The sequence below is a fragment of the Roseomonas sp. KE0001 genome, assembly GCF_016107285.1.
GTDB lineage: Bacteria > Pseudomonadota > Alphaproteobacteria > Acetobacterales > Acetobacteraceae > Pseudoroseomonas.
Genome location: NZ_RCVQ01000005.1, coordinates 110,437 through 129,928 on the forward strand (window position 1 = coordinate 110,437; position 19,492 = coordinate 129,928).

Annotated in this window: 13 protein-coding genes; 12 read left to right on the top strand and 1 reads right to left on the bottom strand. The window is 71.6% G+C overall.

Features of this window, described 5'->3' with window-relative positions:
• Position 1: 1 nt before the first annotated feature.
• The 10 genes from D9598_RS11665 (at position 2) to D9598_RS11705 (ending at position 14,676) form a co-directional block, all read left to right on the top strand.
• Entirely contained in the window at positions 2-3,097 is a 3,096-nt protein-coding gene (locus tag D9598_RS11665; protein ID WP_198366688.1) for an efflux RND transporter permease subunit, read from the top strand.
• 58 nt (positions 3,098-3,155) lie between these two features.
• Positions 3,156-4,040, top strand: coding sequence for an alpha/beta hydrolase (locus tag D9598_RS11670; RefSeq protein WP_198366689.1), 885 nt, complete (start codon positions 3,156-3,158; stop codon positions 4,038-4,040).
• 198 nt (positions 4,041-4,238) lie between these two features.
• The gene (locus D9598_RS11675; protein WP_198366690.1) at positions 4,239-5,309 is read left to right on the top strand and encodes a YncE family protein; all 1,071 of its coding nucleotides are present in this window, start codon (positions 4,239-4,241) and stop codon (positions 5,307-5,309) included.
• Between the two features lie 10 nt (positions 5,310-5,319).
• Positions 5,320-6,540, top strand: coding sequence for an isochorismate synthase MenF (locus D9598_RS11680; RefSeq protein ID WP_232477147.1), 1,221 nt, complete (start codon positions 5,320-5,322; stop codon positions 6,538-6,540).
• Positions 6,537-8,195, top strand: a complete 1,659-nt coding sequence (locus tag D9598_RS11685) for a (2,3-dihydroxybenzoyl)adenylate synthase (protein ID WP_370591997.1) — start codon at positions 6,537-6,539, stop codon at positions 8,193-8,195. Before D9598_RS11680 ends, D9598_RS11685 begins: the two co-directional genes overlap by 4 nt.
• Entirely contained in the window at positions 8,192-8,833 is a 642-nt protein-coding gene (locus tag D9598_RS11690; RefSeq protein ID WP_232477148.1) for an isochorismatase family protein, read from the top strand. The genes D9598_RS11685 and D9598_RS11690 overlap by 4 nt, the downstream gene beginning before the upstream one ends.
• Positions 8,830-9,108, top strand: a complete 279-nt coding sequence (locus D9598_RS21115) for a phosphopantetheine-binding protein (protein ID WP_370591999.1) — start codon at positions 8,830-8,832, stop codon at positions 9,106-9,108. Before D9598_RS11690 ends, D9598_RS21115 begins: the two co-directional genes overlap by 4 nt.
• Complete coding sequence (locus tag D9598_RS11695) at positions 9,095-13,072, top strand: non-ribosomal peptide synthetase (RefSeq protein WP_198366692.1); 3,978 nt, start codon at positions 9,095-9,097, stop codon at positions 13,070-13,072. The genes D9598_RS21115 and D9598_RS11695 overlap by 14 nt, the downstream gene beginning before the upstream one ends.
• A 4-nt stretch (positions 13,073-13,076) precedes the next feature.
• Complete coding sequence (locus D9598_RS11700) at positions 13,077-13,838, top strand: 2,3-dihydro-2,3-dihydroxybenzoate dehydrogenase (protein WP_198366693.1); 762 nt, start codon at positions 13,077-13,079, stop codon at positions 13,836-13,838.
• A complete protein-coding gene (locus tag D9598_RS11705) occupies positions 13,831-14,676 on the top strand; it encodes an alpha/beta hydrolase (RefSeq protein ID WP_370592000.1) in 846 nt (281 codons plus the stop codon). Before D9598_RS11700 ends, D9598_RS11705 begins: the two co-directional genes overlap by 8 nt.
• A 23-nt stretch (positions 14,677-14,699) precedes the next feature.
• Here D9598_RS11705 and D9598_RS11710 read toward each other — a convergent pair whose 3' ends face one another.
• On the bottom strand, positions 14,700-15,992 hold the full coding sequence (locus D9598_RS11710) for an MFS transporter (protein WP_198366695.1): 1,293 nt from the start codon (positions 15,990-15,992) through the stop codon (positions 14,700-14,702).
• Positions 15,993-16,310: 318 nt separating this feature from the next.
• Between D9598_RS11710 and cyoA the strand changes: the two genes are divergently transcribed.
• Both cyoA and cyoB read left to right on the top strand, forming a co-directional pair.
• Positions 16,311-17,393, top strand: a complete 1,083-nt coding sequence (cyoA, locus tag D9598_RS11715; protein ID WP_198366696.1) for a ubiquinol oxidase subunit II — start codon at positions 16,311-16,313, stop codon at positions 17,391-17,393.
• A gap of 95 nt (positions 17,394-17,488) precedes the next feature.
• The gene (cyoB, locus tag D9598_RS11720; RefSeq protein ID WP_198366697.1) at positions 17,489-19,489 is read left to right on the top strand and encodes a cytochrome o ubiquinol oxidase subunit I; all 2,001 of its coding nucleotides are present in this window, start codon (positions 17,489-17,491) and stop codon (positions 19,487-19,489) included.
• Positions 19,490-19,492 lie beyond the last annotated feature (3 nt).

A 19,492-nucleotide genomic window follows, 5' to 3' on the forward strand; every position in this document is an offset into this window, starting at 1 on the left:
GGTGTTCTCCATCTCGGGGCCCTTCCTGCGCCGGCCCATCGCCACCCTGCTGCTGGCGCTCGGCCTGGCGCTGGCCGGGCTGGTGGCGCTGCGGGAGCTGCCGGTCTCGGCCATGCCGCGCGTCGATATCCCGACCATCTTCGTCAGCGTCAGCCAGCCCGGCGCCAATCCGGAGACGCTGGCGGCCACGGTGATCGCGCCGCTGGAGCGGCGCATCGGCGAGATCGCCGGCATCACCGAGATGACCTCCAACGCCAGCAGCGGCAGCGGCAACATCATCATCCAGTTCGATCTCTCGCGCCGGCAGGCCGACGCGGCGCGGGACGTGCAGGCGGCGGTTAACGCCGCGCGCCAGGACCTGCCCTCCGGCCTGCCCAATCCGCCGCAGGTGCGCAAGGTGAACCCGGCCGACGCGCCGGTGCTGATCCTGGCCATGACCTCCGACACGCTGCGGCCCACCGCGCTCTACGACGTGGCCGACAGCATCGTCGCCACGCGGCTGTCGCAGGTGAAGGGCGTGGCGCAGGTGCAGGTGGGGGGCGCCGACCAGCCGGCGGTGCGCGTCGCGGTCGATCCAGCCGCCGCCGCCGCCGCCGGCGTCTCCTTCGAGGAGATCCGCACCGCCATCAACGAGGCCAATGTCACCCAGCCGCTCGGCCATATCGAGGGGCCGGCGCAGTCGATGAGCCTCGCCGCCAACGACCGCATGAGCCGTGCCGCGGAATACGCGACGGTGGTGGTCAAGACCGCGGACGGCGGCATCCTGCGCCTGTCGCAGATCGCCTCGGTGACGGACGCCACGCGCTCGCGCCGCCAGGCCGCCTGGTTCAACGAGCGGCCGGCCATCCTGATGATGGTCTTCAAGCAGGCGGATGCCAATGTGCTGGAGGTGGTGGACGGCATCCTCGACCAGCTGCCGCGGCTGCGGAGCTGGGTGCCCGGCGGCATCGACGTCGAGATCATGAGCGACCGTTCCGGCACCATCCGCGCCAGCGTGGAGGAGGTCGAGCTGACGCTGCTGCTCACCGTGGCGCTGGTGATCGCCGTCGTCGCCCTTTTCCTGCGCCGGACGGGACCCGTTCTGGCGGCCAGCGCCACGGTGCCGCTCTCCTTGCTCGGCACGCTCTTCATCATCTGGCTGATGGGCTACTCGCTCAACAACTTCTCGCTGATGGCGCTGATCGTGTCGGTGGGCTTCGTGGTGGACGACGCCATCGTCATGATCGAGAACATGGCCCGGCTGCGCGAGCGCGGCCTGCCGCCGATGCAGGCGGCGCTCGAGGGGGCGCGGCAGATCGGCTTCACCATCGTCTCGATCACCCTCTCGCTGGTCGCCGTCTTCATCCCCCTGCTGGCCATGGACGGCATCGTCGGGCGGCTGTTCCGCGAGTTCTCGGCCACGCTGGCGATCGCCGTCGGCATCTCCGCCGTCCTCGCCCTGACCCTGACGCCGGTGATCGCGGCCTTCCTGGAGCGGCGCGGTCACCAGCGGCCGCCCGGCCGGCTCTCACGCGGCTTCGAGCGGCTGCTGGCGGGCGTGGTGCGCGGCTACCTGCGCTCGCTCGCCGTGGCACTGCGCTGGCGGCGCAGCATGTTGCTCCTGAGCCTGAGCCTGGTGGTCCTGACGGTCTGGCTCTACGTGGTGGTACCCAAGGGCTTCTTCCCCGAGCAGGACACGGGATTGCTGGCGGGCACCGCCCAGGCGGCGCCGGACACCTCCTATGCCGCCATGACGGCGCTGCAGCAGGAGGTGACGCGGATCATCCTGCGCGATCCGGCCGTGGCGACGGTCGGCGCCTCCGTCGGCGGCAGCAGCTTCAACGCCGGCACCAACTCCGGCCAGCTCTACATCTCCCTGAAGCCGCGCGAGGACCGCGACGCCTCGGCCACCCAGGTCATCGACCGGCTGCGCGCGCCGCTCTCCCGGATCCCGGGGGTGAACGTCTTCCTGCGCTCGCAGCAGGATCTCTTCGTCGGCGGCCGGCCGGGCAATGCCGCCTATTCCTATGTCCTGCTCGGGGCCGACCTCGAGGAGCTGCGGCGCTGGACCAATGTCATGGTCGAGAAGCTGCGCACCGTCCCCGGGATCAACGATGTCTCCAGCGATCAGGAGCGGTCCGGCCTGGTGAACCGCCTGGTGATCGACCGCGATGCGGCGGCGCGGCTCGGCGTCTCCATCACCGATATCAGCGCGGCGCTCAACAACGCCTTCTCGCAGCGGCAGGTCTCCACCATCTACGGTGCGCGCAACCAGTACAAGGTCGTGCTGGAGATCGATCCGGGGCTGCAGCGGGACGCCACCCAGCTGCAGCGCATCTTCCTCCCCGGCACGGACGGCGCGCAGGTGCCGCTCGGCGCCGTGGCCCGCGTGGAGCGCGATGTGGCGCCGCTCCGGGTCACGCATCGCGGCCAGTTCCCGGCGACCACGATCAGCTTCAACCTCGGCCCCGGCCTGGCGCTCAGCGACGCGACGGCGCTGGTGCAGCAGGCCGAACGGGAGGCGCTGCTGCCCGGCTCGATCCGCTCGCAGTACGGCGGCAATGCCGCGGCCTTCCAGGACTTCACGCGCTCCCAGCCGCTGCTGATCCTGGGCGCCATCCTGGCCATCTACATCGTGCTCGGCGTGCTCTATGAGAGCTACATCCATCCGCTGACCATCATCTCCACCCTGCCCACGGCCGGGCTTGGCGCGCTGCTGGCCCTGTTGCTGACCGGCCTACCCTTCTCGGTCATGGCGCTGATCGGCGTCATCCTGCTGATGGGCATCGTCAAGAAGAACGCCATCATGCTGGTCGATTTCGCCCTGGAGCACGAACGGGAGGAAGGCCGCGGCAGCGAGGCCGCGATCCTCGCCGCCTGCCAGGATCGCTTCCGGCCGATCCTGATGACCACCCTGGCGGCGCTGCTGGGCGCCGTGCCGCTGGCCATCGGCATCGGCACCGGCGCCGAGATGCGCCAGCCGCTCGGCGTGACCATCATCGGCGGCCTGATCGTCTCGCAGCTGCTGACGCTCTACACTACCCCGGTGATCTTCCTGGCGCTCGACCGCTGGCGCCGCCGCCCGGTGATGGCGCCGCAACCGGCGGCGGGCGAATGAACCGGCCTCCCGTGAAGGTGAGATGCCACCTAGGCCGGATCGGGCGATAGGCGCGCGCATGATCCCGATCCGCCGCTCCCCTCTCCTGCCGTCCCGCCGCGCCCTGCTGTCCGGTGCGGCAGGGCTTGCCCTGGCGCAGCGCGCGGCGCTCGCAGGGCCGGCCTCGCCGCCGCGCCCCTATGCGCCTCCGCGCGCCGAGGAATGGGCCGTGTCCAGCCGGGCCGGGCGCGACTACCGCATCCTGCTCTCCTGGCCCGAGGGGCCGCCGCCCGCCGCCGGCTTCCCCGTCCTCTACGCCCTGGACGGCGCGGCCTTCTTCGACGTGCTGACAGCGAGCATGCGCTGGCGGCCGGCGGCGGCCCAGGGCATCGTCGCCGCCATCGATTTTCCCGAGGACGAGGCCGACCGGCGCCGTCGGGACCGGGAGTTCCTGCCCGGAGGCCCGCAGAACGCGGCGGCCCTGCTGGACTTCATCGCCACGGAGCTGGAGGCCGCCCTCGCCGTGCGGCTGCCGCTCGATGCCGCGCGGCGCGGCCTGTTCGGCCATTCCTATGGCGGCCTCTTCGCCCTGCACGCGCTGTTCACGCGGCCCGCGCTGTTCCGCACCGTCCTGGCCGCCAGCCCTTCGGTCTGGTGGAAGGACCGCGCCATCGAGCACGAGGCGGAGGCCTATCTGCGCGCACCTCCGCCGCCCGTGCCGCCCCGCCTGCTGCTGACCTATGGCAGCGAGGAGCGGCGGCGCGGCGACACCACGCGGCTCGGCATGGGCGAGGGCGTGGAAGGGCTCGCCGCCGTGTTGCGGGATCATCCCGCGCATCTGGAGACGTTGTCGGTTCAGGCTTTCCCGGGTGAGGGGCATGGCAGCGTGCGCGCGGCCGCGGCCAACCGCGCCATCGATTTCTGCTTTCCCGCCACAGGCGTTCCGCGCCGGCCGGCGCCTTGACTTGCGGAGCGAAAGGACTAGCCTGGGCATTATTAAGAACGATTGTCATTTGCATGCTCTGAAGCGCGTTCCCGCGGCGCGCTGCCCCTCATCCGATCTCTCGGGGAAGCGGTGCGGCCTTCGCGGACACGCTTGAGCACTCCTTCCCGCGTGAAGCGGGCCTGTGCCTCAGGCCCCACAACCAGGAGCTTCGCTTTCGTGACCCATTCGCCGCGCCTCTCGCGCCGACACGCCCTCGCCCTCTTCGCCGGTGCCTTCTGCGCCACGCGCCTGACGGCCGCGCAGGCCCAGGCACAGGGCGAGGCGGCTGTCGAGCAGAACGCCAGGTTCGCCGCCGGCCTCTACGAGATCGTCTTCAGCGCGTCACAGAACCGCCTCTATGTCGCCGCCGCGGGCGTGCGCGGCGCCGATGACGCGCGTCTCTTCGCCGTCGATCCGGGCACGCTGGAGGCGAAGAGCTTCCTCGAGCTGGGCGACGAGCCGGCTTTCGGCCTCGGGCTGAACGACCGCCGGCACCGGCTCTACACCACCAACACGCGCAGCGGCAGCGTCTCGGTGATCGACACGCAAAGCGGCAAGCTGCTCGGCAAGCTGGCCGAGGGCGAGAAGGCGCATGTCCGCCAGGTGGTCGTGGATGACGAGAAGGATGTCGTCTATGTCTCGGTCTTCGGGGCGCGCGGGGCGCCGAGCCAGGTCTGGGTGATCGACGGCGCCACGCAGAAGATCGCGCATGTGCTGCAGGATGGCTTGGACGGCGGCATCACCGGCCTGGCGCTGGACCGCGCCGGCAACCGCCTCTTCGCGACGGCGCTGCAGAGCAACGAGATCGTCGAGATCGATCTGGGCAGCCGCGCGGTGAAGCGCCGCTTCGCCTCCGGCGGCGAGGGCGCGGTCAACGTCGCCTACGACCCCGCCGGCCGGCGTCTCTTCGTCACCAACCAGAAGAGCGGCACGCTGACGGTGCTGGACGCCGGCAGCGGCGCGCTGGTGAAGAGCATCGAGACCGGCGCGGGCGCCCTCAGCCTGGCGCTGAACCCGCCCCGGGGCCTGGTCCTGGTCGCCAACCGCCAGGCCGGCACGGTGAGCCTGGTCGATGCCGCCTCGCTGACGGTGCGCGACAGCCTGGTGACGGGGACGCATCCGCAGACCATCGCCGTCGATCCGACGGGCGGCCGGGCCTGGGTGACCAACAAGGCGCGCTCGGCGCCGCGCGGCCAGCCGCCGGTCGAGGACCCGCAGGGCGACACCGTCAGCCTGATCCGCCTCTGAGGTGATGATGATGGGAGGCTTCTCCATGCCGGAGGCGGACGGGCGGACCGCCGGCCCTGTCCCGGCGCCCGAGCCGCCTCCCCTGGCCTTCCTCTCGGGCGAGAGCAGCCTGCTCGGCTGGGGTTGCCGGCGCCGTCTGCCGCCAGGCGGCGCCGACAGCCTGGGCGAGCGGGTGGCGCGGTTCTTCGCCGCCGCGCCGGACGGCCCGGCGGTGGTGGCCGGCGCCCTGCCCTTCGACCGCGCGGCACCGGACCACCTGCTGCAACCCGACCGGCTGGAGCGTGGCGGGCGCGTGGCCGGTCTCGCCACCCCCGCTCCCGCCGCATCCGGCGGAGCCTGGCGCCTGGTGCCGCGGCCCTCGGCCGCCGCCTATGCGGATGCGGTGCGCCAGGCGCTGGCCCGGATGGCGGCCGAGACGGGGCGGCCCGAGACGCTGACCGAGGGGGCGCTGACCAAGATCGTGCTCTCCCGCGGGCTGCTGGCCCGCTCCGAGGGCCCGATCGATACCGTGGCGCTGCTGGACCGGCTGGCCGCCGACCCCGCCGTGACCGGCTTCCGCCTGCCCCTGCCCGCGGGGACCGGCGGCGCGCCGCGCTGGCTGATGGGCGCCACCCCGGAACTGCTGCTGCGCAAGCGGGGCGGCGCCATCCTCTCGCATCCCCTGGCCGGCTCCGCGCGGCGCCACGCGGATGCGGCGGCCGACCGCGCCGCCGGGGAAGCCCTGCTGCGCTCCGAGAAGGACCGCCGCGAGCATCGCATCGTGTCCGACTACATCCTGGACACCCTGTCCCCCTGGTGCCGCCGCCTCGCCGCGCCGGACGGCATCACGCTGAGCCGCACCCGCACCCTGTGGCACCTCGGGACCCGGATCGAGGGGGAGCTCAGGGACCAGGCCGTGCTCTCGGCCACCCTGGCGGCGGCGCTGCACCCGACACCCGCCGTCTGCGGCCAGCCGCGCGCCCGCGCCGCGGCGCTGATCCGCGAGATCGAGCCGGAGGATCGCGGCTTCTATGCCGGCGCGGTCGGCTGGTGCGACGCCTCGGGCGATGGCGACTGGTTCGTCACCATCCGCTGCGCCGAGATTGCCGGCGACACCGCGCGGCTCTATGCCGGGGCCGGCATCGTCCCCGGCTCCAGCCCGGAGGGCGAGGCTGACGAGACCGCCGCCAAGTTCGGCGCCCTGCTCGATGCGCTGGGCGCCGGCGATGCCGCCAGGGAGTGCCCACCGTGAATCCGCCCGGCCCGCCCCCCACCGGACTGCGCCCTCTGCGCCAGGACTGGCCCGCTGAATTCGCCGAACGCTACCGCGCCGCCGGCTACTGGCGCAGCGAGACCTTCCCGGGCTTCCTGCGGCAGCGCGCCGCGGAGCGGCCGGAGGCCATCGCCATCGTCGACCGCGAGCGGCGCTGGAGCTATGCCGAGCTGTGGCGGCGCGCCGAGGCGCATGCGGCGGGCTTCCTGGCCCGCGGCCTGCGGCCCGGGGAGCGGGTGGTGGTGCAGCTGGGCAATATCGCCGAGTTCTTCTCGGTGGTCTTCGGCCTGTTCCGCGCCGGCCTCGTGCCGGTCTATGCCCTGCCGGCGCACCGCATCAGCGAGATCGCTCATTTCGCCCGCCGCGCCGAGGCCAGCGCCTATGTCGTCGCCGACCGTCAGGACGGCTTCGACTACCGCGACCTCGCCCGCGCCCTCCAGGCGGAGGTGCCGGCGGTCCGGCACGTCGTCGTGGTCGGCGAGCCGGGGGAATTCACCGCGCTGGAGGATTGCGTCGCCGCGCCCGAGGGCCTGCCGCCCGACCCCGACCCGCAATCCGTCGCCTTCCTGCAGATCTCCGGCGGCAGCACCGGCCTGTCGAAACTGATCCCGCGCACGCATGACGACTATATCTACAGCTTCCGCGCCAGCAACGAGATCTGCGGCGTCACGGCGGACAGCGTCTTCCTCGTGGCCCTGCCGGCGGCGCACAACTTCCCGATGAGCTCGCCCGGCCATATGGGCGCGCTCCATGCGGGCGCGCGCGTGGTTCTCAGCCCGGCCCCCGACCCTGCCACCGCCTTCCCCCTGATCGAGCGCGAGCGCGTCACCATCACCGGGCTGGTGCCACCCCTCGCCCTGCTCTGGCTGCAGGCGGCGCCGGCGCGGCGGCACGACATCTCCAGCCTGCAGGTGCTGCTGGTCGGCGGCGCCAAGTTCACGCCCGAGGGCGCGAAGCGCGTCCGCCCGGTGCTGGGCTGCACCCTGCAGCAGGTCTTCGGCATGGCGGAGGGGCTGGTGAACTACACCCGGCTGGACGACCCCGAGGAGATCATCGTCAACACCCAGGGCCGGCCGATCAGCCCGGATGACGAGGTGCTGGTCGTCGACGACCTCGGCAACCCCGTCGCGGAGGGCGAGGCCGGGCATCTTCTGGCGCGCGGACCCTATACCATCCGCGCCTACCACAATGACGACGCGGCCAATGCCCGCTCCTTCACGGCGGATGGCTACTACCGCACGGGCGACATCGTGAAGCGGCTGCCCGGCGGCTATCTCGTCGTGCAGGGCCGCGCCGGCGATCACATCAACCGCGCCGGCGAGAAGATCTCCGCCGAGGAGATCGAGGATCACCTGCTGGCGCATCCGGATGTCTTCGATGTCGCCATCGTCTCCATCCCGGACGACTTCCTCGGCGAACGGAGCTGCGCCTTCGTGATCGCACAGGGCAGTGAGCGGCCACGGCCGGCGGCGCTGAAGGCCTGGATGCGGCAGCGCGGCATCGCCGACTTCAAGGTGCCGGACCAGATCATCTTCGTCGAGCGCTTCGCCACCACGGCGGCGCTGAAGATCAGCCGCAAGGAGCTGCGCGCCCGGCTGCGCGCCGAATTCCTGCAGGCGGGAGGTGCGGCATGAGCCGGCCCGGACTGCCGCAGATCGCGCCCTATCCCCTGCCCGATGCCGCGGAGATTCCCGCCGCCCGCGCCTCCTGGTCGCTGCAACGCGACCGCGCGGCGCTGCTGGTGCACGACATGCAGCACTACTTCCTGCGCCCCTACGCTCGGGAGGCCGATCCGATCGCGACGGTGATCCGCAACATCGCGCGCCTCGCCGGGGCCTGCCGCGCCGCGGGCATCCCGGTCTTCTACACCGCGCAGCAGGGCGACCAGGACCGGCGCGACCGCGGCCTGCAAGCCGATCTCTGGGGGCCGGGCATGAGCGGCGCGCCGGAGCATCAGCCGATCCTGCCCGCTCTGGCGCCGCAGCCGGGCGACTTCGTTCTGGTGAAGCACCGCTACAGCGCCTTCCAGCGCAGCAACCTCGAGACGCTGATGCGCGCGCGGGGCCGCGATCAGTTGGTCATCTGCGGGATCTACGCCCATATCGGCTGCCTGCTGACCGCTGCCGAGGCCTTCATGCGCGACATCGAACCTTTCTTCGCCGCCGACGCGGTGGCTGATTTCTCGCGAGACAAGCACGACATGGCCCTGTCCTACATCGCCGGAGTCTGCGGCGTGCCGCGCAGCACCGACCAGCTGGTGGCCGCGCTGTGAGCGCGCCGCCCCTGACGCGCGAGGCGATGCGCGCCGATATCGCCCGTCTGCTGCACGAGGAGCCGGAGGCCATCGCCGGCGACGACAACCTGCTCGACCTCGGCCTGGATTCCATGCGGGCGATGAACCTGCTGACGCGCTGGAACGAGGGCGGCCTCGACCTCGACTTCAGCGAGTTCGCCGAGACGCTGACGCTCGACGCCTGGTGGGCCATCGTGCAGCGCCGCGTCGCCCAGCGGGACGTTCAGCGGAACGTGCAGCATGGATGCGGCTGACCAGCGCGGGATCGCACCGGCCGCCGGACCCGTCGCGGCGCCGCTGACCGAGGCCCAGGCCGGCCTCTGGTACGCGCAGCGGCTGGACCCCGCCAACCCGATCTTCAACACCGGCCACTACCATGACATCCGCGGGCCGCTGGATGTCGCCGCCTTCCGGCGGGCGGTGGATACCACCGTGGCCGAGGCCGACGCCCTGGCGCTGCGCATCGGCGAGGAGGCCGAGGGCCCGGTGCAGAGCCTGGACGAGAGCCTGCGGCCCTGGCTCGAGGTCATCGACCTCACCACCCTGCCCGACCCCGAGGCGGCCGCCCGTGCCGCCATGGCGCGTGACATGGCGGCCGCCGGCGGCGAGCGCCTGGCGGCGATGCGGCTCTACCGCCTGGGACCGCAGCGCTTCTTCTGGTACCAGCGCGTGCATCACCTAGCGGTGGACGCCTTCGGCGCGGCGCTGCTGGCCCGCCGCGTGGCCCGGCTCTACGCCGAGGCGTCGCGTCAGGGACCGGCGGGCGCGGAGGCGGGCGCCGATCCTCCGCTGCCCGGCTTCGCCCTGGCGCTGGAGGAGGACGCCGCCTATCGCGCCTCGCCCCGTCGGGCGCAGGACGCGGCCTATTGGCGTGACGCCCTGCGGGGGCTCGGCGAGGTGGTCAGCCTCTCGCCCCTGCCGCCCGCCGCGCAGGCCGGCGCCTCGGCCCACTTCGTCCATCGCCATGCGATGCCGATCGGGCAGGAGGTCGAAGCCCGCCTGCAGCAGGTGGCGGCGGAGGCCGATGTCCCCTGGCCGGACGTGCTGGCGGCGCTGATCGGCGCCTATTGCCAGCGCCATGCCGGGGCGGAGGAGAGCGTCGTCGGCATCGCCTTCATGGCCCGGCTGGGCAGCCGCGCGGCGCGCGTCCCGGCCATGCTGATGAACGTCCTGCCCCTGCGCCTGCGACTGGACGAGACGGCGCCGCTCGGCACCGTCCTGGCGGAAGTGGCGCGCCAGCTCACGCGGCTGCGGCGCCACGGTCGCTACCGCGGCGAGCAGATCCGGCGCGATCTCGGCCGGCTGGGCGGCGGCCGGCGGCTGCACGGCCCCATCATCAACCTGCTTCCCTTCGAGGAAAGACTGGTGCTGCCCGGCCTCGCCGCTGAGCTGCACATCCTCGGCACCGGGCCGGTGGAGGACATCACCTTCAACATCCGCGGCGGGGCGGCGGGGCTGCGGCTGGAGATCGAGGCCAACCCGACGCTCTACGAGGCGGCCGATCTCGCCGGTCATGCCGCGCGGCTGCGGCACTTCCTCGGCGCCGCCCTGGCCGCCCCCTCCCTGGCCGCCCCCTTCCTGGCCGAGGTGCCGACCGTCACGCCCGGGGAGGCGGAATGGCTGGTGCACGGCCTGAACGCCACGGCGCACCCGCTGCCGGAAACCACGCTCGCGGCCCTCATCGAGGGCCGCATGGCGGACAGTCCGGAAGCCGTGGCGGTCCTCGAGCCGGGCGGCCGGCGGCTGAGCTATGCCGCGCTCCAGGAACGCTCGGCCGGCCTCGCCGAGGCGCTGCGCCGCCGGGGCATCGGGCGAGGCGACCTGGTGGCGGTGATGCTGGACCGCTCCCTGGAGCTGATGATCGCGCTGGTGGCGGTCCTGCGCGCCGGTGCCGCCTATCTGCCGCTCGACGCCGGGCACCCGCCGGAGCGGGTGGCGCGGGTGCTGGCCTCGGCCCGGCCGGCCCTGGCGCTGGCGCCGGCCGCCGCGCCGCATCTCGCCGGCCACATGCCGCTGCTGCCGCCGGAGGACTGGCCGCGTTTCCCCACCCGCCCCCTGCCGCCCGGCCCGGCGCCGCAGGACGCGGCCTATGCCATCTTCACCTCCGGCTCCACCGGCGAGCCGAAGGGCGCGGTGATCGGCCACCGCGCCATCGTCAACCGCCTGGAATGGATGCGGGCGCAGTACGGCATCGGCGCCGCCGACCGCATCCTGCAGAAGACGCCGGCCACCTTCGACGTCTCGGTCTGGGAGTTCTTCCTGCCGCTGCTCAGCGGCGCCACCCTGGTGATGGCGCCCCCCGGGGCGCATCGCGACCCGGCGGCGATGGCGGCGCTGATCCGGTCCGAGGGCATCACCACGGCGCATTTCGTGCCGTCCATGCTGGCGGCCTTCCTGGCCGAGCCCGCCTCGCGCGGGCTGTCCCTGGCGCGCGTCTTCTGCAGCGGCGAGGAGCTGACGGCGGCCCTGCGCGACCGCTTCCACGCCACCCTGCGCGCCGACCTCCACAACCTCTATGGCCCGACCGAGGCGGCCGTCGATGTCAGCCACTGGAACGCGGGGCCGGAGGACCGCTCCAGCCCGGTGCCGATCGGCTTTCCCGTCTGGAATACCCGCCTCTACGTGCTGGACGAGCGGCTGCGGCCGGTGCCGCCGGGCGTCACGGGTCATCTCTTCATCGCCGGCGTGCAGCTGGCGGAGGGGTATCTCGGCCAGCCGGCGCTGACCGCGCAGGCCTTCATCCCCGACCCCTTCCATCCCGGCCAGCGCATGTACCGCACCGGGGATCTGGCGCGGCTGCGGCGGGATGGCGCCATCGTCTTCCTCGGCCGCTCCGACCAGCAGCTGAAGCTGCGCGGCCTGCGGATCGAGCCGGGGGAGATCGAGGCCGCCCTGTCCGCCTCCCCCATGGTCGCGCAGGCCCGCGTCATCGCGCGCCAGGACGGCAGCGGCGAGAAGCGGCTCGTGGCCTATCTGGTACCGGGGCCGGCCTACGACCCGGCGGCACTGCGCGCCCATGTCGCGGCCCGTGTGCCGGACTACATGGTGCCGGCCGCCTTCGTGGCGCTCGACGCCCTGCCGGTGAATTCCAGCGGCAAGCTGGACCGCGCGGCCCTGCCGCAGCCGGAGTTCGGCGGCACCGCCGGCCGCGCGCCGCAGACCGCGACGGAGATGCGGCTCGCCGGCCTCTTCGCCGAGGTGCTGGGACTGCCGCGGGTCGGCGCGGAGGAGGATTTCTTCGAGCTGGGCGGGCATTCGCTGCTGGCGGTGACGCTGGCACGGCGCCTGCGCGAGAGCTTCGGCCGCGACCCGGGCCTCGGCGCCATCTTCGAGAACCCGACCGTCGCCCGGCTGGCGCCGCTGATGGAGGGCACCGGCGAGGCCGATCACGGCCTCGGCGCCCTGATCCGGCTGCGGCGGCAGCACGGCCAGGACGAGACCCGGCCGCCGCTCTTCACCATCCATCCGGCCGGCGGCATCGCCTGGTGCTACGCCACCCTGGCCCGCGCGCTCAGCCCCGGACGCGACGTCTACGGGCTGCAGGCGCCCCAGCTGGAAGGCGCCGCGCCGCCCGACAGCCTGGAGGCCCTGGCCGCCCGCTATGTCGAGACCATCCTGCCGGCGGCCGGAGAGGGGCCGGTCCACCTGCTGGGCTGGTCGGTCGGCGGCATCATCGCCCAGGCCATGGCGGCACGGCTGCAGGCCCTGGGGCACAGGGTCGGCCTGCTGGCCCTGCTCGACGCCTATCCGAGCGACTGCTGGCGCGCCGAGCCGGAGCCGGACGAGGCCGCCGCGCTGCGGGCCCTGCTGGCCATCGCCGGGCACGACCCGGAGGCGCATCCCGAGCTGCGCGACCGCGCCGCCGTGGTGGCCTTCCTTCGCCGGGGCGGCAGCCCGCTCGGCCAGCTTCCCGGCTCGGTCCTCGACGGCGTGGTGCGCGTGGTGGAAGGCAACAACCGGCTGGTGCGGGCGCATCACCACGCCCGCTACGACGGGCCGGTCCTGCATGTCCGCGCCGCGCTCGACCATGCCGGACGCGACATCCGGCCCGAGTTCTGGGCGCCCTATGTCGGGCACTTGGAGGTGATCGACATTCCCGCCCTGCATGCCGAGTTGCCCGGCGCGGCGGCAACCTCGCGCATCGCCCCCCTGCTCGCCGCCGCCATGACGCGGCGCGAAGCACCGGCGGAAAGCGGGGCGAGGGACAGGAGGGATTGAGGCGATGCGGCCCAGCGGACTTTCCGGGCGGATCGCCCTTGTGACCGGCGCGGCGGGCGGTATCGGCGCCGCCCTGGTGCGGATGCTGCGGTCCGAGGGGGTCACGGTCGTCGCGACCGATCTCGGCACCGACGGCATCCCGGTGCTGGACGGCGTCCACCGCGAGGCGCTCGATGTCACCCGGGCCGCGGATGTCGAGGCGCTGGTGGCGCGGATCGAGGCCGGGCTCGGGCCGATCAGCCTCGGCGCCAATGTCGCCGGCGTGCTGGCCACCGGCCTGGTGGCGGAGACCAGCGATGCCGAATGGGCCCGTGTCTTCGCCGTCAATGCCCAGGGCGTGTTCCATGTCGGCCGGGCGCTGGCGCGGCGCATGACGCCGCGTCGGCATGGCAGTATCGTCACGGTCAGCTCGAACGCGGCGGGGGTGCCGCGCCACGGCATGGCGGCCTATGCCGCCTCCAAGGCGGCGGCGACCATGTTCACCCGCTGCCTCGGGCTGGAACTGGCTCCGCATGGCATCCGCTGCAACATCCTGGCCCCCGGCTCCACCCTGACGCCGATGCAGACCGGGATGTGGGCCGATGGCGAGGGGGCCAGCCGGGTGATCGCCGGGGCGCCCGAGATCCACAAGACCGGCATTCCGCTAGGCAAGCTGGCCACGCCCGAGGATGTGGCGGAGGCCGCCGTCTTCCTGCTGTCCGACCGCGCCGGCCATATCACCATGGCCGACCTGTATGTCGATGGCGGCGCGACGCTCCGTGGCTGACGGCCTGGTCACCCTGCCCGGCACCGCCATTCTGCCGGCGCAGGGCGCCTCCGGCGCGTACCGCCTGCTGACCGCCATCCCCGAGGGCCCGCCTCCGCCGGGCGGCTTTCCCGTGGTCTGGCTGCTGGATGCCAATGCCTGCTTCGGCATGGCGCTGGAGATCCTGCGCCATGGCATGCTGCGCCAGAAGACCACGCGGATCGCCCCCGCCATCCTGGTCGGCATCGCCTATCCCGGCGAGGGGCTGTTCGACCGCCGGCGGCGCAGCCTGGACTATACCGCCGCCGCGCCGGCCGGCGAGCCGCATCCCGGGCCGCATGGCGGCCGGGACGCCTTCCGGGACTTCCTGCGGGACGTGGCGAAACCTCTTCTCGCCGCCCACGCGCCCGCCGATCCAGGGCGCCAGGCCGTGATCGGCCACTCCCTGGCGGGCTATCTGACGCTCGATCTGCTGGCCTGGGACAGCGCCCTCTTCCAGGGCTATGGCGCCATCAGTCCCTCGGTCTGGTGGGACCGGGAGCGGCTGCTGCGCGGCCTGGCGGCGGCCTCCCCGGCGCAGTCGCCGCCGGTCTATATCGGCGTCGGCGAATGGGAACAGCGCCTGGCCCCCTGGGAGGAGCACGGTCCCGACAGCGCCGGCATCGCCGCCCGCCGGACGAGACGTGGCATGGTGGAGGGCGCGCGGGAGATGGCCGCGGCCATCCGCCGGGCGCTTCCGGCCTCCCGGACCGGCTTCGAGGTCCTGCCGGGAGAGAACCACGCCTCCATGCTGCCGATCGGGATCAGCCACGCCCTCCGCGCCCTGCTGGCACCGGAAGCCCTTGGCGGCGCCGGCTGAACCCGGCTACCGCCCGGCCGCCTTCAGTTCCGTTGGCCGTCCCGCTGGCGGCTGTAGTCGAGCTGGCGGTTGGCGGTCAGCGCCAGCAGGGTGCAGGCCGCGCCGGAGAGCAGGTAGACCGTCACCGCGCCCAGGCCGAAGGTGTTGGAGAGTGCCAGCGCCACCAGCGGCGCGAAGCCCGCGCCGATCAGCCAGGCGATGTCGGAGGTGACGGCAGCGCCGGTGTAGCGGGTGCGGGCGAAGAAGTTCGAGGCCAGCGCGCCGCTGGTCTGCCCGAAGGACAGGCCGAGCAGCGAGAAGCCGATGATGACGAAGGCGGTGCTGCCGCTGAGCCCGGCGCCGAGCAGGAAGGGCACGCTGAAGCTGAACAGCGCGATCAGCACCGCGCCGATGCCGAGCAGGCGGCGGCGGCCGATCCGGTCGGCGATCAGGCCCGAGAGGGGGATGGTCAGCAGGGAGCAGGCCGCGCCGATCATCTGGACCGAGAGGAACTCGGCCGGGGAATGATCGGAGTTCAGGTTGATCCAGGCGATCGGGAAGACCGTGACCAGATGGAAGAGGGCGAAGCAGACCAGCGGCACGAAGGCGCCGATCAGCACGTTGCGGCCCTGCTCCCGCAGCAGCTCCGGCACCGGCATCGGTTCCAGCTCGCGCTCCTCGATCAGGTTCGAGAACTCGCGGGTGGCCACCAGGCGCAGCCGGGCGAAGAGGGCGACGACGTTCACCGCGAAGGCGACGAAGAAGGGATAGCGCCAGCCCCATTCCAGCAGGTCATGCATGGAGAGGGTGGAGAAGAGGAAGGCGAAGAGGGCGGCGGCCAGAAGGAAGCCGAGCGGCGCGCCGAGCTGCGGCACCATGGCGTACCAGCCGCGCCGGTGCGGCGGCGCGTTCAGCGCCAGCAGCGAGGCCAGCCCGTCCCAGGCCCCCCCCAGCGCGAAGCCCTGGCCGAGCCGGAACAGCGCCAGCAGGGCGATCGACCAGCCGCCGATCGAGGCATAGGAGGGCAGGAAGGCGATCGAGGCGGTGGAGCCGCCGAGCAGGAAGAGGGCGATCGTCAGCTTGACGCCACGGCCATAGCGCTGGTCCACGATGGCGAAGACGAAGGAGCCGACCGGGCGCGCGATGAAGGCCAGGGAGAAGATGGCGAAGGAATAGAGCGTGCCGGTATAAGGGTCGGTGTCCGGGAAGAAGAGCGAGGGGAAGACCAGCGCCGAGCCGATCGCATAGACGAAGAAGTCGAAGAACTCGGACATGCGCCCGATGACGACACCGAGGGCGATCTCCCCGGATGAGACGGCGTGGCCGTCGTCATGCATCCGCCGCGCGTCCCGTTCAAGGCCGCGTGAGTTGGGCGCGTCATGCGATTTGACGTCGGTAATCAATGTAGTCTCCCAATACGGCCCGGCTCGTCCTGGCCCTTCATCGGCCGGCGGCGAGGATGACGCAGTTTTCCGGTCCTGCCCAGCCGGCCGGTCCGGACGGTGTCCCGGCCAACTGAGGCGCAACGGTTACAGGCTGCCATGAGAAAGAGCATAGCCCCTCCCGCCCTGCCGATAGGACAAAACGTCCTATCCCCATCCCCATCCTTCGCCACTAAGAGGGCGCACATCAATATGGTTTCCTGAGCGGTGTGCATGCGCCACAAGATCTCGCGCCTCCTTGTCCTGGTGCCGCTGGCGGCTCTGCTCGCCGGCTGCAACCTGGTCGTCATGAATCCATCGGGCGACATCGCCGTTCAGCAGCGCGACCTGATCGTCGCCTCGACGGTGCTGATGCTGCTGATCATCGTCCCGGTCATCCTGCTGACGCTGTTCTTCGCCTGGCGGTACCGGGAGTCGAATACCAAGGCCACCTACGCGCCCAACTGGTCGCATTCCACGACGCTGGAAGTGGTGATCTGGGCGGCGCCGCTCGTCATCATCGTCGCCCTCGGCGCGCTGACCTGGGTCGGCACCCATCTGCTCGACCCCTACCGGCCGCTGGACCGCCTCGATGCCGAGCGGCCCATTCCGCAGGGTACCCGGACCCTCGAGGTCGAGGTGGTGTCGCTGGACTGGAAGTGGCTGTTCATCTACCCGCAGCAGGGCATCGCCACGGTCAATGAGCTGGCCGCGCCGGTCGATACGCCGATCGCCTTCCGCATCACTTCCGCCTCGGTGATGAACGCCTTCGCCATCCCCGCCATGGCTGGCATGATCTATTCGATGCCGGGCATGGAAACCAAGCTGCACGCCGTGATCAACCGCGAGGGCGTCTATGACGGCTTCTCCGCCAACTACAGCGGCGGCGGCTTCTCGCAGATGCGCTTCAAGTTCCACGGCCTGAGCCAGGACGGCTTCGACCGCTGGGTCGAGCAGGCGCGGGCGGAACAGGGCACCCGACTTGACCGCTCGGCCTACCTCGAGCTTGAGAAGCCGAGCGAGCGCGAGCCCGTCCGCCGCTACGGCGAGGTCGATCCCGAGATCTTCTCGCTGGTCGTCAACCGCTGCGTCGACCCGGACAAGATGTGCATGAGCGACATGATGGCCATCGACGCGCGTGGCGGCCTCGGCATCGCCGGAGGGGCGTTGAACATCGCCCGTGGCAAGGCGCCGGCGGCGCCGGGCCGGGGGCAGAGCCGTCCCTACGTGCCGGCGCTGTGCAATCCGGACGACCCCTTCGGGACGCTGCAGCTGGCCTCGATCCGGGCGGAGCCGCCGAAGCCCGCGGTGAACTGACCGCCCGGACCCTCGCCCGTGCCGCCATGGCGCGGGCCTTCCCCTCCCCCCTTGGCCGCCGTGGCGGACAAGGGATGGCATGACAGAGTAGAGACATGTCCCCAGCTCCGGACTCCACCTCCTTCCTCTTCGGCCGCCTGACCTTAGCCGCCCTGCCGCTGCACGAGCCCATCCTGGTCGCGACCTTCGCGGCCGTGGCGCTGGGCGGGGTGGCCCTCCTGGCGGCGATCACGCGCTTCGGGCTCTGGGGCTATCTCTGGCGCGAGTGGCTGACCACGGTCGACCACAAGCGCATTGGCATCATGTACATCATCCTGGCGCTGATCATGCTGCTGCGCGGCTTCGCAGACGCGCTGATGATGCGCGCCCAGCAGGCCATCGCCTTCGGCGCCTCGGAAGGCTACCTGCCGCCGCACCACTACGACCAGATCTTCACCGCCCATGGCGTGATCATGATCTTCTTCGTGGCCATGCCGCTGGTCACGGGCCTGATGAACTTCGTGGTGCCGCTGCAGATCGGTGCCCGCGACGTCTCCTTCCCCTTCCTGAACAATTTCAGCTTCTGGATGACCACGGCCGGCGCCATCCTGGTCATGATGTCGCTCTTCGTCGGCGAGTTCGCGGCCACGGGCTGGCTGGCCTACCCGCCGCTCTCGGGGCCGGTGCACAGCCCATGGGTGGGCGTCGACTACTACATCTGGGCCCTGCAGATCGCGGGCGTGGGGACGACGCTCTCCGGTATCAACCTGATCGTGACCATCGTGAAGATGCGCGCGCCGGGCATGAGCCTGATGAAGATGCCGGTCTTCACCTGGACCTCGCTCTGCACCAACGTGCTGATCGTCGCCACCTTCCCGGTGCTGACGGCGACGCTCGTGCTGCTGACGCTGGACCGCTACGTGGGGACCAACTTCTTCACCAACGATCTCGGCGGCAATCCGATGATGTACGTGAACCTCATCTGGATCTGGGGCCATCCGGAGGTCTACATCCTGATCCTGCCGGCCTTCGGCGTCTATTCGGAGGTGGTCTCGACCTTCTGCCGCAAGCGCCTCTTCGGCTACACCTCCATGGTCTACGCGACCGTGGTCATCACCATCCTGTCCTACATCGTCTGGCTGCACCACTTCTTCACCATGGGCTCCGGCGCCAGCGTGAACTCCTTCTTCGGCATCACGACGATGATCATCTCGATCCCGACGGGCGCCAAGCTGTTCAACTGGCTGTTCACCATGTACCGCGGACGCATCCGCTTCGAGGTGCCGATGATGTGGACCGTGGGCTTCATGGTCACCTTCGTCATCGGCGGCATGACCGGCGTCATGCTCGCCATTCCGCCCGCCGACTTCCAGTTCCACAACACGCTGTTCCTGATCGCGCACTTCCACAACGTCATCATCGGCGGCGTGGTCTTCGGCATGCTGGCCGGCATCACCTACTGGTTCCCGAAGGCCTTCGGCTATCGCCTCGATCCCTTCTGGGGCAAGCTTTCCTTCTGGTTCTGGCTGGTCGGCTTCTACTTCGCCTTCATGCCGCTCTATGTCCTCGGGCTGATGGGCGTCACCCGCCGCGTCAACCACTTCGAGGACCCGTCGCTGCAGATCTGGTTCGTCGTCGCCGCCTTCGGCGCGGTGCTGATCGCCTGCGGCATCGGCTGCTTCCTGGTCCAGCTCGTGGTCAGCTTCCTGCGGCGCGACCAGCTGCGCGACGTGACCGGCGACCCCTGGGACGGCCGCACCCTGGAATGGGCCACCGCCTCGCCGCCGCCGGCCTACAACTTCGCCTTCACGCCGGTGATCCAGGACCATGACGCCTGGTGGGACATGAAGCAGCGCGGCCACGCGCGGCCGCTGGCCGGCTTCCGCCCGATCCACATGCCGAAGAACACTGGCACGGGCGTCATCCTCTCGGCCCTTTCGCTGGTGCTGGGCTTCGCGCTGATCTGGCATATCTGGTGGCTCGCGGTGCTGGCCTTCGCCGCCGTGCTGTACGTTTCCATCGAGCACACCTTCAACTACGACCGGGACTACCACATCCCGGCCGAGGAGGTGGCGCGGAGCGAGGACAGCCGCACCCGCGCGCTGGCCGGGGAGTAAGCC

Coding starts and splice junctions, on each gene's coding strand:
- D9598_RS11670 (WP_198366689.1), top strand. CDS start 3,156: ATGATCCCGATCCGCCGCTCCCCTCTCCTGCCGTCCCGCCGCGCCCTG.
- D9598_RS11680 (WP_232477147.1), top strand. CDS start 5,320: ATGGGAGGCTTCTCCATGCCGGAGGCGGACGGGCGGACCGCCGGCCCT.
- D9598_RS11690 (WP_232477148.1), top strand. CDS start 8,192: ATGAGCCGGCCCGGACTGCCGCAGATCGCGCCCTATCCCCTGCCCGAT.
- D9598_RS11695 (WP_198366692.1), top strand. CDS start 9,095: ATGGATGCGGCTGACCAGCGCGGGATCGCACCGGCCGCCGGACCCGTC.
- D9598_RS11700 (WP_198366693.1), top strand. CDS start 13,077: ATGCGGCCCAGCGGACTTTCCGGGCGGATCGCCCTTGTGACCGGCGCG.
- D9598_RS11710 (WP_198366695.1), bottom strand. CDS start 15,992: ATGCATGACGACGGCCACGCCGTCTCATCCGGGGAGATCGCCCTCGGT.
- cyoA (WP_198366696.1), top strand. CDS start 16,311: ATGCGCCACAAGATCTCGCGCCTCCTTGTCCTGGTGCCGCTGGCGGCT.
- cyoB (WP_198366697.1), top strand. CDS start 17,489: ATGTCCCCAGCTCCGGACTCCACCTCCTTCCTCTTCGGCCGCCTGACC.